This window comes from Mycobacterium sp. 1482292.6 (genome assembly GCF_001672995.1).
Taxonomy (GTDB): domain Bacteria; phylum Actinomycetota; class Actinomycetes; order Mycobacteriales; family Mycobacteriaceae; genus Mycobacterium; species Mycobacterium europaeum_A.
In genome coordinates this window covers 85857-108193 of sequence record NZ_LZKV01000033.1, presented here as the reverse complement: position 1 = coordinate 108193, position 22337 = coordinate 85857, and the positions used below count along the sequence as shown (strand labels likewise).

The 22337-nt window shown below is 67.5% G+C and carries 19 protein-coding genes; 9 read left to right on the top strand and 10 right to left on the bottom strand.

Annotation, left to right across the window (positions count from 1 at the left end):
- The first annotated feature begins 81 nt into the window (after positions 1-81).
- From A5624_RS02430 to A5624_RS02420, 3 genes are read left to right on the top strand one after another with little or no spacing between them, the layout of a single operon-like run.
- The gene (locus A5624_RS02430) at positions 82-993 is read left to right on the top strand and encodes a metal-dependent hydrolase (protein ID WP_369827430.1); all 912 of its coding nucleotides are present in this window, start codon (positions 82-84) and stop codon (positions 991-993) included.
- Positions 993-2750 carry an SDR family oxidoreductase gene (locus tag A5624_RS02425; protein ID WP_066860897.1) on the top strand — a complete coding sequence of 586 codons (1758 nt, stop codon included), beginning with the start codon at positions 993-995 and terminating at the stop codon, positions 2748-2750. Before A5624_RS02430 ends, A5624_RS02425 begins: the two co-directional genes overlap by 1 nt.
- An 11-nt stretch (positions 2751-2761) precedes the next feature.
- A complete protein-coding gene (locus A5624_RS02420) occupies positions 2762-3850 on the top strand; it encodes a PDR/VanB family oxidoreductase (RefSeq protein WP_197518902.1) in 1089 nt (362 codons plus the stop codon).
- Between the two features lie 12 nt (positions 3851-3862).
- On the opposite strand, the gene A5624_RS02415 is transcribed toward A5624_RS02420, so the two are convergent.
- On the bottom strand, positions 3863-4513 hold the full coding sequence (locus A5624_RS02415; RefSeq protein ID WP_066860894.1) for a TetR/AcrR family transcriptional regulator: 651 nt from the start codon (positions 4511-4513) through the stop codon (positions 3863-3865).
- A 121-nt stretch (positions 4514-4634) separates the two neighbouring features.
- Here A5624_RS02415 and A5624_RS02410 point away from each other — a divergent pair, with 121 nt between their 5' ends.
- Both A5624_RS02410 and A5624_RS02405 read left to right on the top strand, forming a co-directional pair.
- Entirely contained in the window at positions 4635-5642 is a 1008-nt protein-coding gene (locus A5624_RS02410; RefSeq protein ID WP_066860890.1) for a Rieske 2Fe-2S domain-containing protein, read from the top strand.
- Positions 5639-6721: a dihydrodipicolinate reductase gene (locus A5624_RS02405; RefSeq protein ID WP_066860887.1), complete on the top strand. Its 1083-nt coding sequence runs from the start codon at positions 5639-5641 to the stop codon at positions 6719-6721. The genes A5624_RS02410 and A5624_RS02405 overlap by 4 nt, the downstream gene beginning before the upstream one ends.
- Positions 6722-6726: 5 nt before the next feature.
- Here the strand turns inward: A5624_RS02405 and A5624_RS02400 are convergent, their stop codons facing one another.
- Positions 6727-8085, bottom strand: coding sequence for an HNH endonuclease signature motif containing protein (locus A5624_RS02400; RefSeq protein ID WP_066860884.1), 1359 nt, complete (start codon positions 8083-8085; stop codon positions 6727-6729).
- A 150-nt stretch (positions 8086-8235) separates the two neighbouring features.
- Between A5624_RS02400 and A5624_RS02395 the strand changes: the two genes are divergently transcribed.
- The 4 genes from A5624_RS02395 (at position 8236) to A5624_RS02380 (ending at position 10572) form a co-directional block, all read left to right on the top strand.
- Positions 8236-8805, top strand: a complete 570-nt coding sequence (locus A5624_RS02395) for a hypothetical protein (protein ID WP_066860970.1) — start codon at positions 8236-8238, stop codon at positions 8803-8805.
- Positions 8806-8890: 85 nt separating this feature from the next.
- The gene (dapB, locus tag A5624_RS02390; RefSeq protein WP_066860967.1) at positions 8891-9628 is read left to right on the top strand and encodes a 4-hydroxy-tetrahydrodipicolinate reductase; all 738 of its coding nucleotides are present in this window, start codon (positions 8891-8893) and stop codon (positions 9626-9628) included.
- Between the two features lie 24 nt (positions 9629-9652).
- Complete coding sequence (locus A5624_RS02385) at positions 9653-10108, top strand: hypothetical protein (RefSeq protein ID WP_066860881.1); 456 nt, start codon at positions 9653-9655, stop codon at positions 10106-10108.
- 62 nt (positions 10109-10170) lie between these two features.
- Positions 10171-10572 (top strand): flavodoxin family protein, encoded by a 402-nt coding sequence (locus A5624_RS02380; RefSeq protein WP_066860964.1) that lies wholly within the window; start codon positions 10171-10173, stop codon positions 10570-10572.
- Between the two features lie 17 nt (positions 10573-10589).
- Here the strand turns inward: A5624_RS02380 and A5624_RS02375 are convergent, their stop codons facing one another.
- From A5624_RS02375 to A5624_RS02340, 8 genes are all read right to left on the bottom strand, one after another.
- Entirely contained in the window at positions 10590-13712 is a 3123-nt protein-coding gene (locus tag A5624_RS02375; RefSeq protein WP_066860878.1) for an NAD(P)-binding protein, read from the bottom strand.
- Positions 13709-14113, bottom strand: a complete 405-nt coding sequence (locus tag A5624_RS02370; protein ID WP_066860876.1) for an SCP-2 sterol transfer family protein — start codon at positions 14111-14113, stop codon at positions 13709-13711. The genes A5624_RS02375 and A5624_RS02370 overlap by 4 nt, the downstream gene beginning before the upstream one ends.
- Complete coding sequence (locus A5624_RS02365; protein WP_066860872.1) at positions 14106-15128, bottom strand: hypothetical protein; 1023 nt, start codon at positions 15126-15128, stop codon at positions 14106-14108. The genes A5624_RS02370 and A5624_RS02365 overlap by 8 nt, the downstream gene beginning before the upstream one ends.
- The gene (locus A5624_RS02360) at positions 15125-15403 is read right to left on the bottom strand and encodes a hypothetical protein (RefSeq protein ID WP_066860869.1); all 279 of its coding nucleotides are present in this window, start codon (positions 15401-15403) and stop codon (positions 15125-15127) included. The genes A5624_RS02365 and A5624_RS02360 overlap by 4 nt, the downstream gene beginning before the upstream one ends.
- Positions 15400-15858 (bottom strand): hypothetical protein, encoded by a 459-nt coding sequence (locus tag A5624_RS02355; RefSeq protein WP_066860866.1) that lies wholly within the window; start codon positions 15856-15858, stop codon positions 15400-15402. The genes A5624_RS02360 and A5624_RS02355 overlap by 4 nt, the downstream gene beginning before the upstream one ends.
- Positions 15855-17051 (bottom strand): polyprenyl synthetase family protein, encoded by a 1197-nt coding sequence (locus A5624_RS02350; RefSeq protein WP_066860863.1) that lies wholly within the window; start codon positions 17049-17051, stop codon positions 15855-15857. Before A5624_RS02350 ends, A5624_RS02355 begins: the two co-directional genes overlap by 4 nt.
- A complete protein-coding gene (locus A5624_RS02345) occupies positions 17020-17784 on the bottom strand; it encodes a hypothetical protein (RefSeq protein WP_066860860.1) in 765 nt (254 codons plus the stop codon). Before A5624_RS02345 ends, A5624_RS02350 begins: the two co-directional genes overlap by 32 nt.
- 100 nt (positions 17785-17884) lie before the next feature.
- Complete coding sequence (locus A5624_RS02340) at positions 17885-22198, bottom strand: AAA family ATPase (RefSeq protein WP_197518901.1); 4314 nt, start codon at positions 22196-22198, stop codon at positions 17885-17887.
- Between the last annotated feature and the right edge of the window lie 139 nt (positions 22199-22337).

Sequence of the window (22337 nt, the reverse complement as noted above, 5' to 3'; positions counted from 1 at the left end):
CCCTATACTTGGGACGCGCCGCAAGGCGGGCGGCGCCCACCGCAAGACCGTGGTCGAGGGCTAAACGCCGAGGTAGGGGGCATGATGCTGACCGTCGACGACCAGGCAGCGGGTCCGCACGACGCCTCGCTGGACCACGAGCGACTGGTGCTCGAGGCGCGCGATGTCGACTTCGACTGGTCGCAGCTGCCGTTCCACTACGTGCCGGGTGAGCCGTTCGCCACCCACGTCCTCAACGTGCTGCACCTGCTGCTGCCGGCCGGCGAAGAGTTCTTCGTCGAGGTGTTCAAGCAGACGCTGCCGCTGATCAAGGACGACCAGCTGCGGCTGGATGTGCAGGGCTTCATCGGCCAGGAGGCCGTGCATTCGCAGGCGCACGCGAAGGTGCTCGCCCACTTCGCCGCGCGCGACATCGACCTGACGCCCTACACCGGCCAGATCAAGTGGCTGTTCGACAAGCTGCTGGGGCCCCGGCCGCACTGGAGCGAGCGCCGCCGGCAGAGCTGGCTGCTCGAGCAGGTTTCGCTCGTGTCGGCCATCGAGCACTACACCGCCATCCTGGGGGAGTGGATCCTCGACTCGCCGGCTCACGACCAGATCGGCACCGATCCGTTGATGCTCGACATGCTGCGCTGGCACGGCGCCGAAGAGGTCGAACACAAGGCGGTGGCCTTCGACACCATGAAGCACCTACAGGCCGGCTATTGGCGGCAGGTGCGCGCCCAACTGGTCGTGACGCCCGCCATGCTGCTGCTGTGGATTCGCGGCGTGCGGTTCATGTACTCGCTTGATCCCCAGCTGCCGCCGCGCACCAAGCCGCGCTGGCGCGACTACTTCTCCGCCGCGCGCCGCGGCCTGGTGCCTGGCCCGCTGCGGTTCGTCCGCGCCATCGGCAACTACTACCGGCCCGGCTTCCACCCCTCGCAGCTCGGCGGGCTGGGGCTCGCCGTCGACTACCTGGCCGTCTCACCCGCCGCGCGCGCCTCGCACTGATGACTGTCACCTCGACCATCACTGCCAGCGACGGCGTCACGCTGGCCGTGCACCGGTACACCGACATCGACCCGGCGCGGCCGACCATCCTGGCGATCCACGGATTTCCCGATAACCACCATGTCTGGGACGGCGTGGCGCACGAGCTGGCCGGCAAGCCCTACAACGTCGTGGCCTACGACGTGCGCGGGGCCGGCGAATCCGCCCGTCCCGCAAAGAGATCCGGATACCTCTTCGCGCAACTGGTCTGCGACATCAGTGCGGTGATCGACAGCCTCGGCGTCGGGCCGGTGCACCTGCTGGCCCACGACTGGGGGTCGATCCAAGCATGGGCGGCCGTCACCGACGCCTCGGTGATGGGCAAAGTCGCTTCCTTCACCTCGATCTCGGGCCCGCACCTGACCTATGCCGGCGCGTTCCTGCGCTCGGCGCGCTCCCCGCGCGCGGCGGCCCGTGTCATCCGGCAACTGATCTCGTCGGGCTACATCGCTTTCTTTTTGTGCCCGGGCGTGCCGGAGCTGTCCTTTCGCTCGCGGGTCGGCGTGAAAGTCGTTGAGGCTCTTGAGAGCATCGGCCGGTCGAGCACGCTCAGCCAGCGCCACGACACCAGGCGTTCGATCACCGATTATGTGCACGGGCTCGATCTGTACCGGCAGAACATGCCGGCGCCGATGCTGACGCCCGGCCGCCCGCTCCCCGAGACCTCCGTCGCGGTCCAGACGTTGGTTCCGCGCCGGGACGTCTTCGTGACCCCCGCGCTGCAGCGGTTCACCGGCGCAATCCCCAAGGGCGGCAGGGTGGTCGAGATCGAGGGTGGGCACTGGGTGGTGACGTCACGCCCCGACGTCATCACCCGGCTGACGACCGAGTGGGTCGACCGCAGCGTCGCCGGCGCGACCGGCGCCGGTGCGACCGAGGTGCGTGGCGAGCGGCGCGAGGTGCGCGGCAAACTGGCCCTGGTCACCGGCGGCGGTGCCGGGATCGGCCGGGCCACGGCGGTGGAGCTGGCCCGGCACGGTGCCCGCAAGATCGTGCTCGTCGATCGTGATCTGGCCGCGGCCAACGAGACCGCCGACGCGGTGCGCGCCGCGTGCGCCGACGCTCCGGTATACCAGGTCGACGTCAGCGACGAGGCCGCCGTGAACGACCTTGCAGCGCAGGTGCGCAACGAACACGGCGTGGTCGACATCCTGGTGAACAACGCCGGGATCGGCATGGCGGGCCGGTTCCTGGAGACGAGCTCGGCGAATTGGGAAGACATCATGGGCGTCAACGTCCGCGGCGTCATCTCGGGCAGCCGGGCGTTCGGGGCGCAGATGGTCGAGCGCGGCGAGGGCGGAACGATCATCAACGTGGCATCGGCGGCGGCGTTCCTGCCGTCGAAATCCATGGTCGCCTACAGCACCACCAAGGCGGCCGTGCTGGCGCTCAGCGAATCGTTGCGCGCCGACTTCGCCGACGAGGGGATCGGCGTCACCGCGGTGTGCCCGGGATTCGTCAACACCAACATCGCCAAGAACACCATCTACGCCGGGATGACCGCCGACCAGCAGGAGCGGGCGCGGGGCAAGGCCGACGCCGCCTACCGACGCCGCAACTTCACCCCCGAGGCGACCGCCAAGGCGATCGTCAAGGCCGTCAAGACGGGTCCGGCCGTGTTGCCAATCGCCGCGGAGTCACGCATCGGCTACGCGATGCGGCGCATCAGCCCCGGAGCTATCCGATTGTTCGCGCGCTTGGACATTCGGCAGAAGTAGGGACTGTTTCGGTGCCGGAAAGCATTTGGGCCAGCAGGCCCGCCGACCTGTACGGGCGGCGCGAGCACGACCGCTTCGGGTCGCTGTTGTGGGGCGTGCGGGCGGTGTTCGAAGGGTTCGCCTCGGTGTCCCGGTGGTCGCCGTCGCGGGTGCGGCCCGTGCAGCGCAAGATGACTGCGGTGGTGACCAAGCGCGAACTCGCCGCGCCGGACGTCGTCGCGCTGACCCTGGCCGACCCCGACGGGGGGTTGCTTCCGTCCTGGACGCCCGGCGGACACATCGACATTCTGCTGCCCTCGGGCCGGCGCCGGCAGTACTCGTTGTGCGGTCCTCCCGGCCGCCGCACCGATTACCGGATCGCCGTGCGCCGCATCGCCGACGGCGGAGGCGGATCCATCGAGATGCACGAGTCCTTCGACGTGGGCGACACATGCGAGTTCGAAGGGCCGCGCAATGCGTTCTACTTCGGCACCGCCGAGCGCGAGGTGTTGTTCGTCATCGGTGGCATCGGGGTGACGCCCATCCTGCCGATGATCCGGGTGGCCGCGCAGCGCGGCATCGATTGGCGCGCAGTCTATTCCGGCCGCAGCCGCGAGTACATGCCGCTGCTCGACGAGGTCGTGTCGCAGGGGCCGGATCGCGTGACGGTGTGGGCCGACGACGAGCGCGGCCGCTTCCCCACCGTGGTGGAGCTGCTGGCCGGAGCGGGACCGGCGACCGCCGTCTACGTGTGCGGGCCCAGCGCCATGCTGGAGGCCGTCCGGATCGCCCGCAACGAACATGCCGGTGCCCCACTGCATTACGAGCGGTTCAGTCCGGCACCCGTCGTCGACGGGGCCCCGTTCGAATTGGAGCTTGCGCGATCACGGCAGGTGCTCGCGGTGCCGGCGAATCGGACGGCGCTCGATGTCATGCTGGATCGGGATCCGACCACGCCCTACTCGTGCCGACAGGGATTCTGCGGAACCTGCAGGGTCAAAGTGCTTGCCGGACAGGTGGATCACCGCGGCCGTGCCGCGACGGGCTCGAAAGAAATGCAGGGCGGCATGCTGGTGTGTGTCTCGCGGGCCGACGGCGAGCGAATCGTCATCGACGCCTGAGGCGGCGCTGCCTTACGGCCGGGACTGTTCGAGGTAGGCGGCCAGCGCGTTGGTCAGCCCCCGGCGCGCCATGTCGAGGTCGGCGTAGGAACCCAGCTGACGTTCCGACACCAACCCGCGCATCGCGCCGGGGATCAGGGCGGCGACCTCGCGGACCCGATCCGGATCGACGGCCAAATCGGCGAACGCGTGCTGGCAGGTTTCCAGCCAGCTCTTGCCCCAGGAGAACAGCTCGGCGGCCGTGCGCGGGTAAAGCCGCTCGAGCTCGTCGGGATCACGCGGCAGCGCGGCCCGCAGGTTCTCGATCGCGCGTGAATCCGGCGAGGCCAGGCCGCGGTAGAGGGTTTCGATGATGGCGCCGACACGCTCGCGCAGCGGGGCGTCCGGCGAGACCGGTGTCGACAGCGTGGAGAACGTCGCGGCACGCCGTTCGGCGGTGCGGTGCAGCACCGCGGCCCAGAACCCGTCGGTGTCGCCGAACTGGTACTGCACCGCGCCCCAGGTCGCGCCGATGTCCTTGGCGATGCGGTTGGCCGACACCGAGCCGGGTTCACCGGAGGCCAGCGAGCGCAGCGCGGCCTCGAGCATGCTTTCGCGAGTCGCATGGCCCCGCCGATTCGGGCGCCGGCCCGCGACGCCGGCCGCGCTGTTCTGAGGGGTCATCCGCCGATCTTATCCATTGCGGCCGGGTCCGACGAGGAGTTTCATAGAGGGTACTTTGATTTTGGGGACGGGCGGCTTATCATTCGTACGCGAGGGAGGGCAGTTCACATGGCAGGGCTCGATGGCTAAGCCACCGTTGTCGATGAAACCGACCGGCTGGTTCCAGGTCGCCTGGTCCGACGAGATCGGCGTCGGCGACGTGCACACAATGAAGTACTTCGACCAGGAGATGGTGGCCTGGCGCGCCGCATCCGGCGAGCTCACGGTGATGAACGCCTACTGCGAGCACCTGGGCGCGCACCTGGGGTATGGCGGCAAGGTCGTCGGCGAGGTGCTGCAGTGCCCGTTCCATGGTTGGCAGTGGAGCGCCGAGGGTCGCAACGTCTGCATCCCGTACCAGGACCGGCCCAACCGCGGCCGCCGCATTCGGACCTACCCGGTGGTGGAGCGCAACGCGTCGGTGTACATCTGGCACGACCTGGAGCGCCGCGAACCCTACTTCGACGTGCCGGACGTGTTCACCGCGTTCGGCGACGGCAGCAGCGCGGACGACTACTACCCGCAGCAGCGGCTCTATCGCGAAAGCCTGGAACTGCACCCGCAATACGTGCTGGAGAACGGGGTGGACTTCGCGCACTTCAAGTTCGTGCACAACACCCCGATCGTGCCGGTGTTCACCCGCCACGACTTCGCCGAGCCGGTGTCCTACGTCGACTTCACCATCACGTTCGAGGGCGACGACGGGCAGAAGATCGAGGACGTCAACAGCGGCGTGCAAGCCATCAACGGCGGTCTGGGCATCGCGGTGACCAAGAGCTGGGGCATGATCGACAACCGCACCATTTCGGCGATCACGCCGATCGACGAGTTCACCTCCGATGTGCGCTTCATGGTCTACATCGGCCACACACCGCACAAGGACCCGGACCGCGCCGCCACCAAGGCGGACGAATTCGGGCGCGAGGTCATCCGCCAGTTCGAGCAGGACATCGAGATCTGGCGGCACCAGCGGTATTCGGACCCACCCGCGCTGGCCACCGACGAGTACGAGGGCTTCACCGCAATCCGCAAGTGGGCCAAGCAGTTCTATCCCGAGGCGTTCGCAACGCAGGAAGGCTCAAGGCAATGAGTACAGCACCGGTTCGCGTCTTTCAGGTTGGAAGCGGCAACGTCGGCACCGAGATGATCAAGCGGATCGCCACCCAGCCCGACATCGAACTCATTGGCGTGCACTGCTATTCGCCGGAGAAGGTCGGTAAGGACACCGGCGAGTTCGCCGGCTTGGCGCCCAACGGGGTGGCCTTCACCGGGACGGTCGAGGAGATCATCGCCGCCAAGCCGGACGTGCTGACGTTCCACGGGGTGTTCCCGGACGAGGACCTCTACGTCAAGGTGCTCGAGGCCGGCATCAACATCGTCACCACAGCCGACTGGATCACCGGCTGGCATCGCGACAAGAATCACCCGCATCCCTCGGGCAAGCCGGTGACCCAGCTGTTGGCGGAGGCCGCCGAGAAGGGCGGCGCAACCTTTTACGGGACCGGGATGAACCCCGGGCTGAACCAGATCCTGGGCGTGGTGTGCTCGGCCGACGTCGCCGACATCGAGAACGTGACCACCATCGAGTCCGTCGATGTGTCATGCCACCACTCCAAGGACACCTGGATCGAGGTGGGTTACGGCCAGCCGGTCGACGACCCCGAAATTCCGTCGAAGCTCGAGAAGTACACCCGCGTCTTCGCCGACAGCGTGTACATGATGGCCGACTGTTTCGACCTGACGCTCGACGAGGTCAAGTTCAGCTACGAGCTCGGCGCGTGCACCAAGGACGTCGACCTGGGCTGGTACACGCTGCCCAAGGGTTCGCTGGGTGGTAACTACATCAAGTACCAGGGCATGGTCGACGGCGTGCCGCGGGTCGAGACGCACCTGGAATGGCAGATGACCCCGCACACCGACCCGAGCTGGAACATCAAGGGCTGCTACATCACTCAGATCAAGGGCGATCCGTGCATCTACAACAAGCACATGATCTTCCCCAAGCCCGGCGTCGACCTGTCCAACCCGGACAACTTCGCCTCGATCGGGATGACCGTCACCGGCATGCCCGCGCTGGCCTCGATCAAGTCGGTGGTGGCGGCACCGCCGGGACTGATCACCAGCGCCGACCTGCCGCTGCGCGGATTCGCCGGGCGGTTCAAGAAGTAGGCCCGTCACGGCGACGCACCGTCGTCGAAGAGGCGTTCGGGATGGTGAAAGTCGTTGGTGCGCGCGCCGCGGTCCAGCTGCGGCGGCGGGATCCACCGGGTGCGGCCTCGTGGCGTTTTGCTTGTCCGCCAGCCTCTTCCGGCCAGCTTGTGATGCGGCGCGCAGGCGAAAGTGAGGTTGTTCGCGTCCGTCGTGCCGCCGGCCGCCCACTCAGCGCAATGATGCACCTCGCACCAATAGCCGGGGGCGTCGCAGCCGGGGTAACTGCAGCCGCGGTCGTGCGCGTATAAGACGATGCGCTGATCCGGTGTGGCAATGCGCCGCGACCGGCCGAGATACAGTGGGCGGCTCGAGTGCTCGTCGAATACGGCGAGGTAGTGGTAGGCGTGGCGGGCCATCCGGATCACATCGCGCATCGGTAGCAGCGTTCCGCCGCCGGTCACCGCGCGCCCCACCCCCGCCGTCAGTTCCTGCAGGGTGGTCGACACGATGACGGTCACCGGCAATCCGTTGTGCTGACCCAGTTTCGGATCGCCCAGCTGGCCTCGCACCAGGGCGTTGAGTGCGTCGTGTTGGCGCTGGGCGGGACTGCGCATGTCGCGGCGGGCGCGCTCATCATCGGGTTGGCCTGTAACGCAAGGCGTTTCGTCGTCGGGGTTGCACATCCCCGGAGCCGCAAACCTGGACAGCCATGCGTCGAGGTTGGCGCGCAGCTCGGGTGAGGCGACCAGCTTCCCGATGCTCATCCCATCGGGTCGTTGGCCGCACCAGCTGAACCCGCGCTGGCGTGCACGGTCGGCGTCGGAGAACGTTCCATCCGGGTTGATCCGCAGGGCGCACTGGTGTGCGAGCTTCTGCAACTGATCGGGGCGCAGCCGACGGGCCTGATCGGCCAGGAATCGCTCGGCGTCGTCCACCGTGGCAGCGGGGACCGAGTCCGGGAGATCCCGGACGAACGTCTGGATCACGCGCAGGTGCTGACCGTCGAGCAGCCCGTCGCGCCACGCCACGGCCGTAGCCGGCAATTGTGGCGGCAGCTCCGCGCCGGTGAGGGTCAAGTGCGGAGACAGCTCGGTGGCGTCGCGGAGCCGACGGCACGCCTCGGCATAGCTGATCCGCAGCCGGTCGGCGACGACTTTGTGGACCGGGCCGCCGATGTCGGCGGGATCCGCCGCCGCCAAACCGGCGATCAGGTCGTGGCTCACCGCGATCTGTCGCCGGCGCGAGGCCTCCATCCGTTCGAGCACGCGCAGCCGGACTGCGGGGCTCAGCGCGTCGAAGTCCAGGCCGCGGATCGCCGCATCGGCGGCATCCTGGGCATCCAGCGCGGCGGCCACCTCAGCGGGGACCTCGATCGAATGCATGTTCGAATGCTACGGGCGCGGCGCGACGAGGGAGGCGGATCGCGCCGCGGTTGTGGATGAACCTCGAACTGTGCACAGCGCGCCCCGGACTCGGATTGCGCGTGGGCGTCGGAGCGTTTTTCGCGACGGCGCTGCGGGTAACCACCCGTGGTGCGCGCGAGATTCGTCATTGCGCCAGCCGCGGTCGCCACGGCCATCGCCGCCATCGCCGCATGCTCATCTGCCACCGGTTCGGCCGACTCCACGCCAGACAGTGCACCGTTCCCGATCGGTCAGATGGGCGTGCCCGTGCATGTGCAGGCGGCCAGCGGCGCGACCGCCGACATCACCGTCAACAGCGCGACGTGGTTCCCGCCGGGATGCACCTCGCATTTCGCGAGTCCGACACCTGGCTCCGCATGCAACGTGGTGGAACTGACTATCACCGCGACGTCCCACCGGTTCTTCAAGCTCGACCAGCACTACATGTTCGCCGGATACGGCGGCGGCAATCAGCCATGGACCCATCCCGACGACGCGCCCCAGCCGTCAACGCTTGCGGTCGACTTCCGCAGGCTCGACAAGATGCCCCCGCTGGTCACGGGCGGCCTACACGACGGGCAGACCGCGCACGGATTTGTCGGCTTCGCGATGCCGACGGCCGGCGAGCTGTACCTCACGATCAACGATCCCGAGCAGCCCGCGCCCTACACCGAAGCGGGCTTCATCGTCCACACCTGATCGCGCGAAACGTACGGTCGAGTCGCCACGCAACAACTCGACGCACACCGCGGCGCAGAAAACGTCCCGGTCTAGGGTGAAGGCCATGCGGGTAGGAGTGCTGGGAGCCAAGGGCAAGGTCGGGTCGGCGATGGTGGCGGGCGTGCAGGCCGCCGAGGATCTGAGCTTGTCCGCGGAGGTGGACGCCGGTGATCCGATGAGCCTGCTGACCGGGGGCAACACCGAGGTCGTCATCGACTTCACCCACCCCGACGTGGTGATGGACAATCTGAAGTTCGTCATAGACAACGGAATTCATGCCGTCGTGGGGACCACGGGCTTCACCGCCGAGCGGCTGCAGCAGGTGCAGGATTGGCTCGCCGACAGCCCGGGCACGTCGGTGCTGATTGCGCCGAACTTCGCGATCGGGGCGGTGCTGTCGATGCACTTCGCCAAGCAGGCGGCGCCCTTCTTCGACTCGGCAGAGGTGATCGAGCTGCATCACCCGCACAAGGCCGACGCCCCGTCGGGAACCGCGACGCGCACCGCGAAACTGATCGCCGAGTCGCGAAAAGACTTGCCGCCCAACCCCGATGCCACCAGCACCAGCCTGCCGGGCGCGCGTGGCGCGGACGTCGACGGCATCCCGGTGCACTCGGTGCGGCTGGCCGGGCTGGTCGCCCATCAGGAGATCCTGTTCGGCACCGAGGGGGAGACGCTGAGCATCCGGCACGACAGCATTGACCGGACCTCGTTCGTGCCCGGTGTGCTGCTGGCCGTGCGGCGGATCAAGGAACACCCGGGCCTCACGGTGGGTCTCGAGGCCCTGCTCGATCTGCAATGACCTGAATCTGCCATGACCTCTGCCATGACCAAAGCGCTGCGCACCCAATTGCTCGTCGCCTTCATGTGCGTCGCGCTGTTGGTGTACTTCGTGCTGTTGGGGCGCGTCGCCTTCGCGATGATCGGCTCCGGGCGGGCCGCGGCCGTCGGCCTCGGACTGGCGGTGTTGATCCTGCCGGTGATCGGGCTCTGGGCGATGATCGCCACCCTGCGCGCCGGATTCGCGCACCAGAAGCTGGCCCGGCTGATCGCCGCCGACGGAATGGAACTGGACACCAGCGCGCTGCCGCGCCGGCCGTCGGGCCGCATCCAGCGCGACGCGGCCGACGAACTGTTCGCCGCGGTGCGCACCGAAGTGCAGGACCACCCCGAGGACTGGCGGCGCTGGTATCGGCTGGCCCGCGCGTACGACTACGCCGGCGACCGCCGCCGCGCGCGCGAGGCGATGAGGACCGCGGTCGAGCTGCAGGGCCGCCAGTGAACGAAACACCGCGCAAGACGCTGCTGATCGTGCACCACACGCCGTCGCCGCATACCCACGAGATGTTCGAGGCGGTGGTTTCCGGGGCCACCGACCCCGACATCGAGGGCGTGGACGTGCTGCGGCGCCCGGCGCTGACGGTGTCGCCGGCCGAGATGCTGGCCGCCGACGGTTACCTGCTGGGCACGCCCGCGAACCTCGGATACATCTCGGGCGCCCTCAAGCACGCGTTCGACTGCGCCTATTACCAATTGCTCGACTCCACGCGCGGGCGACCGTTCGGGCTCTACCTGCACGGCAACGAGGGCACCGAGGGCGCCGAGCGTGCCGTCGACACCATCACCACCGGGCTGGGTTGGTCCAAAGCCGCGGCGACCGTGGTGGTTTCGGGCAAGCCGACCAAGGATGAGCTGCAGGCGTGCTGGGAGCTCGGCGCGACCGTCGCCGCACAGTTGATGGAGTGAGTGCCGTCTAAAACCGGTCAGGGCGAGGGTGTCTCACCGTGTTCCCGGAAGCTTGTCGAAGCGCCCGGAGTGGAGAACAGCGACCTCGGGGCGACCTGGGGCGACGCGGAGGGCTCCACGCTGTGCATCGTCCTGAGAAATGCCGAACCGGCCTGTGGCTCGGGAGTTTCCGATAAGACCTGCGAGGCTCTGGGCCGTGCCGATGAGGCGGTCGCGTCCAACCTCTGGATTAGCTCGCGGGGGAGTTCAATTGGTTCGTACTGGGTAGCCCAATCTACATCGGGCGGAATCAGCTGCGACGTTTCTGTCCCACCGCCGATGGGGGTCCCCGCCAGTTCGGATCCGACGCCGCTGATTTGGCTCAGGGTGTAGCTGTCGGGCGCTAATCTCTGCATCGGCGGAGGCCAGGTTGAAGACGAGCCGTTGCCGTCGCCGTCCTGTGGACCGCTCTTGCTGCCGGTATCGCTTATGGGCGGAATCGGCGTATCCGGCGGGCGCTTGGTGCCGGCGTTGCCGCCGCCGTGGGGAACGCCGGTCGGCTGCCCGGTGTTCGATGGCTGCGTTGACGGTGCCATTGTGCCCGCCGCCTGCTCGAGGTATTGCCGCCACGCCTGAAGATAGCTGAACAGTTGCTGGGCATAGTCGGCCGGCGCGGGTGGCGCTGGTGACGTCGCAGCGGCGGACGGCGCCGCCGGCATGAACGGCGCGGTCGGCATCAACGGCATGAAGGGCGCGAACGGCGGCGCGAACTGACCTCCCGGCGGCGCGGTGGGAAACACGTTCGGGGCGTTCGGAAATGGTGACGCGGCTGCCATGGCCGTCCACTGGTCGAGAATCTGTCGCCAAGCCTGGAGGTAGTTGAGCAACTGCTGGTTGGAATCGGCTGTGGGCGTGAACATTTTCTGACCTCCCGTGAAGGTGGGAATAGGGGACGGAGGGGCACCGAACGAAAGCGCGGCCGGGATGTCCAGTGGATGCGGCAGTGACTGCTCGCAGAACTTCGAATCGATGTTGCGTAGCAGGCGCGTGTCGGCCGGCTCACGATTTTCGCAGTCGAACACGTAGCAATAGTCACCGGCTGGGGTCGGGAATCGAATCGGGCTCGACAGACCTTGATCGAGGAAGCCGAAGGGAAACTCCCAAGCGAGCGTGGTCTTCTCCCGGCGATCGCGACCACCCGATGCCACCCAGACGTAGTGGTCGAGGATGGCGTTGACGGCGTGACGTCCCGACTCGCACGCGGCCTCCATTGAGGTCATCCGGGTAAAGGTCTTGTTCCAAGTGCCCCCGAAGACCACCGAATTGTTGTGTACCTGATAGCCGCCGTGGCGGGCTTGCCAGACGTTCCGCAGCTCCAGGTCTTCGAGCCACCAGTCCTCGGGCGGTGCGCTACTCCAAGACGATCCGTGCGGGTTCCACGGGTCGCTGCCGGGCCGATTGTCCCAGTCGCCGATGATGGGAACGAGGTACGGCGTCTCGTTTTGAACCACGCGACCCTGGCCCTGACCGGGTCCGGCGGCCATTTTCAGGCCGCGATCCAGCGCGTACCACGCGGGCCACGGCATCGCCTCCGCCGCAAGGGATTCGTTGTTGCTCGTGAGGGCGGCAACGATCTGGCGCCACACTTCCGCGGCGAGTTCATCAGGAGCGCAGTCGCGGGCCGCCTTGCCCAGGTGCCGGGAGAGGGTATTGAAGTCCCCGACGTCGACGGACAGCACCGAAACGTGGCCGTCGCGGTCCAGAATCGGTTCCTTCTCCCAGAATCCATGCTGATTGATCGACGAGAGCGCCCACTCCGTGCCGGCGTAGAGCATGTGTCCTCGGAGCAGCTGGAATTCCGTGTCGAAGTAATACTGGATGCCGCACAGCGTTTGGAACCGATCCCAGGGCACTCGTCCGAGCTCGTCCATGTTGTAGGGATTCCGTCGCCGCGGGACCCGTGCCGAGGCGGGTTGCAGCGGACCGTCGGGTGGGGGTGCAGACGTAGTAAATCCGTCGAGCCTACCTACGGTGCCGCCTGTGCCCGCCGCGCGCAGCGGCGCGGTGATGGATTCGGCTGCGGGGGCATCGACGGCGACGACGGTGTAGTCCGGAGTCACCCGCGTACCGTCGGCGAACGTGATCTGCACGCGAGGTCGGAGATGGGGCGGCTGGCTCGGGTCGAAGGCGAAAGAATCGAGGCGACTCGCCACACCGCGCACGAAACGTACGCCAAGCGCGACGAGGTGGTGGTACCAGTTGTCGAACCACACCTCGGTGGTGGGACCGTTGAGTACCCCGTCGGCCTTATCGTCGTGGCGGTCCATGTTCAGGTACAGCTGAAGATAAGTGGTGATGTTGGTCCGTGCGTCCCCCCAACGCGAGTCGAAAGCGGCCAGGACCCTTGGCATCTCGCGCAAGAGCGCGTCGAAACTCGGCGAATAGGAGAATTGCTTGGTCCCGGTCGAGCTGTCGTACCCGACGAAGAAGTCGTAGGCGGAGAGGTTCTGCAATTCGATGGCGCGTCGCAAGGGGCTGGTGGCCAGATAGCGGAGTATCCGGCTCTGGAAGATTGCGAGATCTTCGGCGGTGAAGCCCAATCCGGCGATCTGGCTGAGGATGCCGAGAAACTCGGCAGGACTGCGGGGGAGTTCGCGGGGAAAGACGAGGGAGGGCTTGCCGCCAACCGTCATGCCCTGGGTGATCACCCGCCGGACGTTGTCGTACACGGTGCGGGAAGTCGGCGTCCAGCCGGCCGTACCGCTGTATTGGTAGACCGGAATGCGCTGGAACATGTCCCAGGTGTGTAAGTAGTACGCGGGGAAGAAGCGGAAGCCGTGTTCACCCGCAACCGCTCGGCCGGGAGGACGCGGCTGGCCCCGCCGGCCTGGGAAGGGACGCAGCTGGGCTTGGCTTCCGCCTTGCGGGCCCACCGTCGAGTACTGAGACGCGGCGAGGCCGCCAATCTTGACGGGCGGGTATGTTCCGGCCGGCTGGGCTCCCAGTCCATTCCGTTCGTCGGGTCGGCCCTCGTACACCGTGACGACGAAGCCGCGCTCGGCGAGCTCGTGCGCCGCGGTGAGCCCGGCGATGCCCGCCCCGAGGACCGCCACAGTGGGACGAGGTTCGCCCGATCCCGGGGTGCAGATGCTCTCAGTCATGCTGCCCCCGAACGGAGTTCGGACAGCACGCCGGGCTGCGAGGGCGCCCGCACCGCCGCATGGACGTACGCCAGCAGCGAGTCGTGGGCCCGCTGGACGTCATCGAGCGAACCCCACACGCTCACCGCGCCCGCCTCCACGGCCGCCCCGACCGCCACCCGGGCATCCAGCACGTCAAGGATGGCGGCGCGCGAGGTGATGATCCGGACGGATGGAGTCTGCGCCGCACCGTCGAACACCTGAAGTCGATCACCACCACGCAGGGAAAACACCTCACCGTCGACGTCGAGCTCGACCACCATCGGGCCGAGCTCTGCGACCAGCGCCCGGTAACTGTCGGGCACCTCGTCCTCGAGGTGCTCGACTGAACGCCGCAGTAGCGACGAAACCCGTTCAGCCATGGAGGAACTCGAATACTCCGGTACCGACGAAGTCGAAGTCTTCGCCATTCACTGTGCCGCTCGCCCGAACGGCGCCGTCGGCTTCGCAGAGCACAGTCGATCGGTCGAGGTGTACCTCGCTCGGTTGGGCCAGGCGGGTATAAGAACGCGAGCGGAACTCGGCGTGCACCTTGTCGCCAGCCCGCGTGGCGGTGATCTCGATCCGTTCCGGCACCCCCGGCACCTCGCCGTCCAGTAGCAGCCGCATCGGGGGCGGCAAGACGCAATCGGCCGCGCGGTCGAGCAGGCCGTGGGTGCGCGCCTGCACCGCCGCGTGGCGAAATATCGCGGCGGGCTCGTCGTGGTGCCACACGTAGAGCGATCGGGACAGAGAGCGCTGCCGCCTCCCGTCGGTGATATGCACGGATACCATCGACCACGGGTCTCCGGGTCTGGCCGGCAAAATGGTGCCCCACGTCCAACCAAAGTCGTCGCCCCACCGGAACCGGCCCCAGTTGTGGTCGTGATAGGCGAGGTCGTCCTCAAAACGGTGTTCTCGTCCGCCGATGCGCAGCCATCCGTCGGCGCGCAGCCTCGGTACGAAGAGCCAGCTGACGCGGCCTTCACCCGCCGGTTCGTTGCGGACCACGAATGGCCGGCTCGCCGAGATGAAGTGCAGTTCGCCCCGAATACCGTTGTCAGGCAAATCGATTGCCACGCGATAGCCGTCGGGCACGATGGTCATTCGGTTACCGCCGATGGTCAGTTCACCCAGATCGGCCGAGACGTTCAGAGCGCGCCCGTCGAACCGCTCGATGGCGCCGGTCCATGTCTCGTCGTGAGCGATGATGATGACGCGTGGTGCGAGCCGGACTTCGTCTCCGGCGAGCAGTTCATTGTTGAGGCTGAAGTTGATCAAAACCCGCACGTCCAGCCCGTGAATCACGAAGTGCTGCCACTCCTTGAAACCCGCGGGCCGGGCGGTGGCCAGCACCGGGGCGCGGAGGAAGTCGCTGCGGGCCAGGAGCGCGCTCATCGGAGCCACCGCGTACTCGGGTCCGGGGGTGGTGGCGCGGCACTCGGATTCGGCTGTGCGACAGCCGAATTGGCGAATCCCTCGATCGTCGCTCCGAGGCTCGCAAACCCGAGCAGAAGGTACACGAAGTCGTCTGGGGCGCGGGGGTGCCCGGCTCGGCCTTCGCCGTCTGTGGCCAGGCTGTGCACCACCCGGGCGACGCCGGCAAGGCCGACCAGATAGCCGATGAAATCGCTTTGGTCTGCGAGAGCTTCGCGAGGATCGGTGAGCGTCATGCAAACCCCTCGGGCCGCAGGCGATTCAGAATCGAATCGTCGAGGCCACGCCCGACGACGGCGTCTGCCATCAGATCCACCCAGGCGTCGGGAACGGCATCGGGCGCGGCGGGACCGCCGAGAACGTTGAGGCTCACCATCTCCCAGACGCGCCGTAGGTTCTCCACCGCTTCCGAGGCGGCCAACGCGTCGCGTAGCCGTGCCCCGCGGGGTGTGCTTGCGTAACGGCGGCCCTCGGCGACGAGGAGGTCGTGCAGCCGTCGGGCGGCCGCGGGATTGCCGAGGACCGCTCGGCGCGCCCCCAGGAGTAGGTCGAACACCCTGCGCTGCATCTCGGCGGCTTCGTCCGGCGGGGGCGGCTGCAACTGCGGGGCTTGTTGTTCGATGAGGTCAAGAGTGAGCTCGCGGATCCGCTCGAGTTCCGCCAGCATGCCGAGCGTGGCTTCGGGGTTCATCGGGTCCGCCCGTGTACGTAGTCCACCAGGTCGGCCAGCATGTCTCGATGACGACTGTGCGGCAACCAGTCGAGCTTCGCGAGCGCCACGGCAGCCTTCTGGGCATGCCCGGCGGCGACGTCGCGGGCATGCTCGAGCGAGCCCACGCGGTGCATCAATTCATAGAGCCATTGAATGTCCTTGAGGGCCTTGGGCTCCGACGGATGATGCCCCTGCAGCCGGGCCTCGATCTCCGCCCGACCCGACTGGGACAGTTCACCGCGGGCGGTGAGGCGATCGAGCAGGTTGGTCAGCCCCAACTCGCCGTCGGCGCTCGGTCGGCGCTTGGCCAGAATCGCCACCGCCCGAACCTGGTCCTGCGGTTCGGCACTTCGCAAGGTGTGCAGCAGCATCAGGGTCCGCTTGCCCTCCCAGAGGTCGCCGCCGATCTCCTTCCCGTACTCCTGCGGGTCCGCCCGCAAGTTCAGCAGGTCGTCGGTGATCTGGAAGGCCGCTCCCAGGTGGCGGCCGAGGGATTCCAGCGGAGGCAACCGCTCTGCTCCGGCGCCAGCGGCGATCGCGCCGGCGTGTAGCGGCGTGATGAAGGAGTACCAGCTCGTCTTGAGTTCCACCATCTTGAGATAGTCGGCATCCTGGAGCCGCCACGTGTTGGACCGGACCCACTCGAGCTCCAGCGCCTGCCCGTCGACGGTCAGCCGGGTCATCTTGGCGACGGCCCGCAGGATGCGCAGGGCGGGTCCGAGCCCTACCCGCTCGACGTTGTCCAGTAGCGGTTGTAGCGACAGCGAGAGCATGGCGTCGCCGACGTTGACGGCGATCGGCACGCCATGGTCGATGTGCAGCGTGGGCTTGCCGCGCCGCCACCAGGATTCGTCCTCGATGTCGTCGTGGATGAGAAACGCGTTGTGGTACAGCTCGAGGGTCGCGGCGGTGGGCAATATGGCCTCGAGGTGGCCGCCGAGCCCAAGGCACATCGCGATGCTCAGCGCCGGTCGCAGCGCCTTGCCGCCGCGCAGCGGATAATCGAGGATCAGGTCGTAGAGGCCGTTCGACCCGCGTTCACCCGGACCGTAGAGCCGCTCGATCTCGCTGTCGCAGGCGTCCTTGCAGAGGGCGAGATAATCGTCGAGCGCATGCGGTGCTACTGGAGTGATACTGCCGTCAGTTGTGGACAGCGACGAGGCCGGTGGCATCGGTGATCCTTGGTGCGTAGCGGATCCGCACGGTGAATTGGATTTTCCCCGCGTTGTTTTCGCCGTCGACCTCCAGGCTGGGCAGGAGACTGACGGCAACGTCCACCGGCTCCTCACCGGGTGACGCCTCCGGTGCCGCGCCTTGGGGGATCCGCCGCCGACGGCCGATCAAGAGCAACCGAGGGTCGTTATCCGGAGCGTTGAGCGGTATGGTCCGGTGCAGGGCGTTGATGTTCCCCGCGGTGAGCAGTTGTTGAAGGATCGAGTACCCCCCGGCCAGGTGGTTGAGCCTCTTCAGCCCTGCGGTGTTGGTCACCAGGCAGGACGGTGCGCGATATCCTGTGGTTTCGACGTCCGCGCGGGCATCGATGAGCGCGTCCATCAGGGGCTGAGCAGTGAAGCCTGTCGTGATGGAGTTGCCGGCTTTCGTGTAAAGGTTCGGAAGGACGTCGTCGTCGAGGTCCTTCGCGAGGTCCTTGGTCGTCTTCATCACTCCGGTGAGCAGCGCATCGGGTGTCGGCGCAATCGTCTCCGCGAGTGTCAGCTCCAAAGTTCTGGACTTGGTCGTCACGGTTATGAGGTTCGGGGTTGCCACGATGCCGTCGGGGACACTGATCTGACCAGGGTCGCCGGTGTCCCAGTGCGGGATGGCCTGCCAGGCAACGCTGCACTGCCCGAACGTCTCTTTGACTGCTTGATTGGCAAGGGCCAACCGTTCTGCACTCAGGTACATGGCCGCTCCTTGACCGCCCCCGGCTGTCGGTACAAATCATGTGACAAATACCACACGTCGCGCAATCGGTTCGGCAAAGTTCCGAAAGTGGGGTAGTGCGCTACTTGTTCAGGAGTGCGACCTCTTGACCAGGGGTCATTTCACCGCGCACCATCGCGTCGCAGTGCGCCAGATGCAGCGGAGCGACGGGGTCGTCGGGCAGCAGCGCGCGGCATCGTTCGAAGGCGGCGCGCGCCGCATCGACGTCGCCCGCGTCGAAAAGGGCGAAGGCCTCGTCGAACGCGGGCTGCGCCGCGCGTTTCGCGGCGCGAAGTGCAGCCGAATCCTCGTCGTACACTTCGTAAATCGTCACCGGTCGACGTCGGTTGACCACCATGACGCGCTCCATGCGGCGGACGTTGAACCGCTCGGACGCCCCGAGGCGCTGGTACGTGTGATCAGAGATGAGCAAGGCGGAGCCGTAGCGCTTGTTGGTGCTCTCGATGCGCGCGGCCAGGTTCACCGCGTCGCCAATGATGGTGAGCACCATGCGGTTCACCCCGCCGACCAGCCCGACTCCGACCATCCCGGTGTTGATGCCGATTCCGGCCCGTAGTTCTTCGGATCCGGCTGCTTTTCGCTCTTCGTTGTGCGCGCGCAAGGAGCGCAGCATCGCCAGTCCTGCCCGAACGGCGTCGGGCTCGGATTCGAAGACAGCGACGATCTCGTCCCCGCGGACGTCTTGAATCATGCCGTTATAGCCGATGATTGGGAGCTCGACGGCACGCAGAAAACCCATCGCCAGGTTGCTCGCCTCTCCGACGTTCATGTCCTCGATCATGGTGGTGTAGCCCCGGATGTCGCTGATGAGCACCGTCATCTCGCGCTCGACCCGGTAGCCGTTGCGGACGCGGCGAAGGTCGTCGATGTCGAGGATGCGCAGCAGCTCGTTGGGCACGAATCTCGACTGCGCGTCCATGAGGGACTGTCGGTACTCGTCGGCGGCCCGCAGTCGGGCCTCGAGCTGGAAGTTCCACAGCGGCGCGGCGGCCTGGGCGCACAAGAAGGCGACCGCCTCCTGGTGCTCGGCGACAAAGTTGCCGTCCGGTGCGTCCCGCTCGGCGTAAATCACGCCGATTATTGTGTCGTGCAAGGTGATCGGAACGATGAGGACGGGCGGGGTCCGTGCCTGACGGTCGGCCGCGACGATGGCCGGAGAGCCGCCGTCCAGCACGCGGCGCACGATGTTCCTGTCATAAGACACCTCGGTCCATGGCCCGTCCACGATCGAAATCTCGCCGTGATCGTGGATGGCCCGGACGGCCAAGTTCTCCGCGTCGCCGGTGAGGAGCAGGACGCGGCCCGCACCAGTCGTGTCGGCGACCGAGCCCAAAATGATGTTGGCCAAGGCATCCGAAGTTCGCGCTCCCGACAGCGCGCGCAGTAGCTGATGCGCACCGACAGGGTCGATCCCCGCCGAGCCTTTCTGGACGAGGTCGCGCCTGAGCAGCCAGGGGTGCTCGCGCGCCAGCCAGTCGGTGCGCACCGCGAAACCCAAAGTCAGCCAGCGCTGGTACGCCGACCCCAGCATGTGGTCCCGAAGCCGCGCCCGCCCCGTGTCGCCATACAGCGCCGCGGCCTCCTCGTGGGCGTAAGCGCTGATCATCGGCAGCTGGCTTTCCTCGGCGAGTTCAATCGCCTGATGCAAGTAGCGCTCCGCCTTGGCGTGTTGCCCGCGCGCCCGGGCCCAGGCTCCCTGGAGCAGCGCGTGCGACGCCGCGTAGTTCTCCGGCGCGCTCGCCGCCCACTTGCGGTGCGATGCCAGAGTCTGGCGCACGAAGTGGGCCGTCGAGCGGTCCCGCGGCGCCTGTCGAATCATGCTTAGCGCGCCTACCAGGTAGATGAGTTCTGAGATCGCAGTGCCGGCCATCCCACCGATGTGCTCGATTGCCTCCGGCGTCGCGGCGACTGTGCCCTCATAGTCGCCACACCAGAAGTGCAGGCCCTGCTTCATGGTCGCGGCCGCACCCAGGGCTACCTCGTCGCCCTCGCTGCGGGCCGCCGGCAGCACTTCCCGCTCGTCGTAGCCGCTCTCGCCGGCGAGGAGGAAGGGATCGGCGCCGCGGCCCATCAGATTGAGGCAAAGCTGCTGCACGGCCTGGCAAAGCGCGCCGGCAACCGGCTGGGAACGGATGTGTGGGATCAGGGAGCTGGCGAGGGCGTCGATCTCAGGAAGGGGACGACCGGCCCAGAATGACTGGGAGAGCAGGACCGCGACCAGAAGCCCGGCGTTTTCCTGGTCGCCTTGGTCGAGCGCCTCCTCGACGGCGTCGCGAAGCTCGGCTAAGCCCTCGCGGAGGGGGTGGCGCCAATGGTGGATGTAGTCCAGGTGCATGAACACCGTCTGCGGCCGGGCCTCGCGGAATTCCGGCCGCTGGGCGAGCAGCATGGCTACCTCGCCGAAGCGCTGGCCGCCCGCGTGGTCACCGAGCAGCACCCGGACGATCCCGTAACCGGCAATGACCAGCGGCGAAGACGGCGTGTGGCCGTGGGCCAGCGTGAGATCGAGCTGCTTTCGCACGAGCAAGGGCAGAAGGTTGGGCCGGACCCGGACCGCCATGTTGCATAGCTCGGCAAGAATCCGGTGCAGTGCGATGACCCGTTGGTCATCGCAGTGCGGCAGCTGAAGCAGCCGTTCATTGCTCCACCCGCGCATTGTCAACCTCATCCGGACGACCGCGTTGGCCATGCGTGGCGTGCCCGCGTCTGTCGGCACCCGTTCGCCGAGCTCGGCGAGCGCTTGCAGCCCGATTTCGAGCGCCTCCTGCAGACGGTTCTGCGCGACGCGCCCTTTGAGCCGCAGGTAAGCGATGCGCGCGCGGTCCGGCGGGTCGCGCAGGGTCTCCTCGACCTCGTCGAGTAGCGCATTCAGCGCGGGCACGTCACCCACCAGCAACGCGGCGTCGGCGGCGTCGAGCTGCAGCTGCCGGGTCAGATCGAAGTGTGCGGTCCAACGCTGCCCGCCGAGCAGCGTCAGTGCGTCCCGGCAGTAGTTGAGCGCCAACGGGAATGAAGCCTGGGCCCTCGCCTTCTGTGCCGCCCGCCGCAACACCTCGACGAAACAAACGCGCTCGGCGTCGTCGGTGAGCCCACGCCCGCCGATGCCGAGATGGCGCGCGGCCTCGAACAACCGGTCGTCCTCCCGCTCGACCAGCCACCGACCGATTCGCAGGTGTGTCGCGCGGATCTCGTCGTCGGACAGGGCCACCCGCGCCGCCTCGGTCACCCGATCATGGCTGAAGCGGTACCGGGCGTCGCGGCTGATCGCGTTGGCGATCCGCCGGCCGCCGCTGTCGACGGCCTCCAGCAGACGGAGTTCGAGGCACGACCACAGCGCCTGGGCCACCACCTCGGGCGGCTGCGCGGCCGCCGCGGTGGCGTCGTCCAGGTCGAACTCGCCGCCGAAGCACGACAGCGAACCCAACACCTCGCGGTCGATCGGGCGAAGTTGGTCGAGGTAGCGGCTGAGAAACTCGGCGGCCGTGGCGGAAACCTCGATCGAGGTGAGCACGCGCAGGTCCCAGCTCGGGTTGCCGCCGGGGCCGACCGGGGTCAGCGCGCCCTCGCGTTGCGCGCGGTAGAGCAGCTGACGGACCTGCAGCGGATTGCCGCCGGTCCGATGGTGGAATTCGGCGGCCACATCGGCCAGCTCCACACTCCGGCCGCACACGTCGGCCAGCAGCTCCTCGACGTCCTCGGTGGCCAGCGGTTGCAGTTCGATGGTGGTGAGGTTGTCCGATTTGATGCCCCCGGCGTCCGGGTCGAACTCGCCCGCGCGGTGCCCGCCGACCACCAGGACGTTGCGCAGCGACACCGTCAGCAGTTCGGATAACAGCAGCAACGTGTCGCGGTCCGCCCACTGCAGGTCGTCAATCGCCAGCACCACCGGCCGGTAGGACGCCGTGGTCGAGACCAGCAGGATGGCTGCGCGGTGCAACCGGCGGCGAGCGTCCGCCGCGTCGAGATCGGTGTCGGTCGAGGGCTCACCCAGCACCGGCGCCAATTCAGGCACGAGTGGCGAGAGGACACCCGCAAACCCCGACATCTCGCTGACGAGGTCGGCTCGCCAACGGTCACGCTCGGCCGGGCCGGTGGCCTCCATGGTGCGCACGACCGAGCTCAGCGCGTCGGCCAGCGCCGAATACGGAGCCGGGCCGCCGTCGCGGCACCTTCCGTAGGCGAATACGCAGTCGCGGCGGGAGATCTCGACGCCGAACGCCTGGATGAGCGTCGATTTGCCCACCCCGGGGACCCCGCTGAGCAGGACGCACCCTCCGCTGACCCGTTCGGCCGTCGCCACCGCGTTCCGGAGTTCACCGAGTTCCTGCCGCCGGTCGGCCACCCGGCCGTCGAGATCCAGTACCGGAGTCGTCACGGCCCCGGGCGCTCCGTGCTGAGCGCCGTGCGCCGGATGGCGCCGCAAGGGGATCGCGAGTCCGAGCCCATGCGCATGGCGGTTCCCCTCCAAGGGAGATGTCCACCCACCGGAGTGACGGTCCCGCTGCGGGACTGTG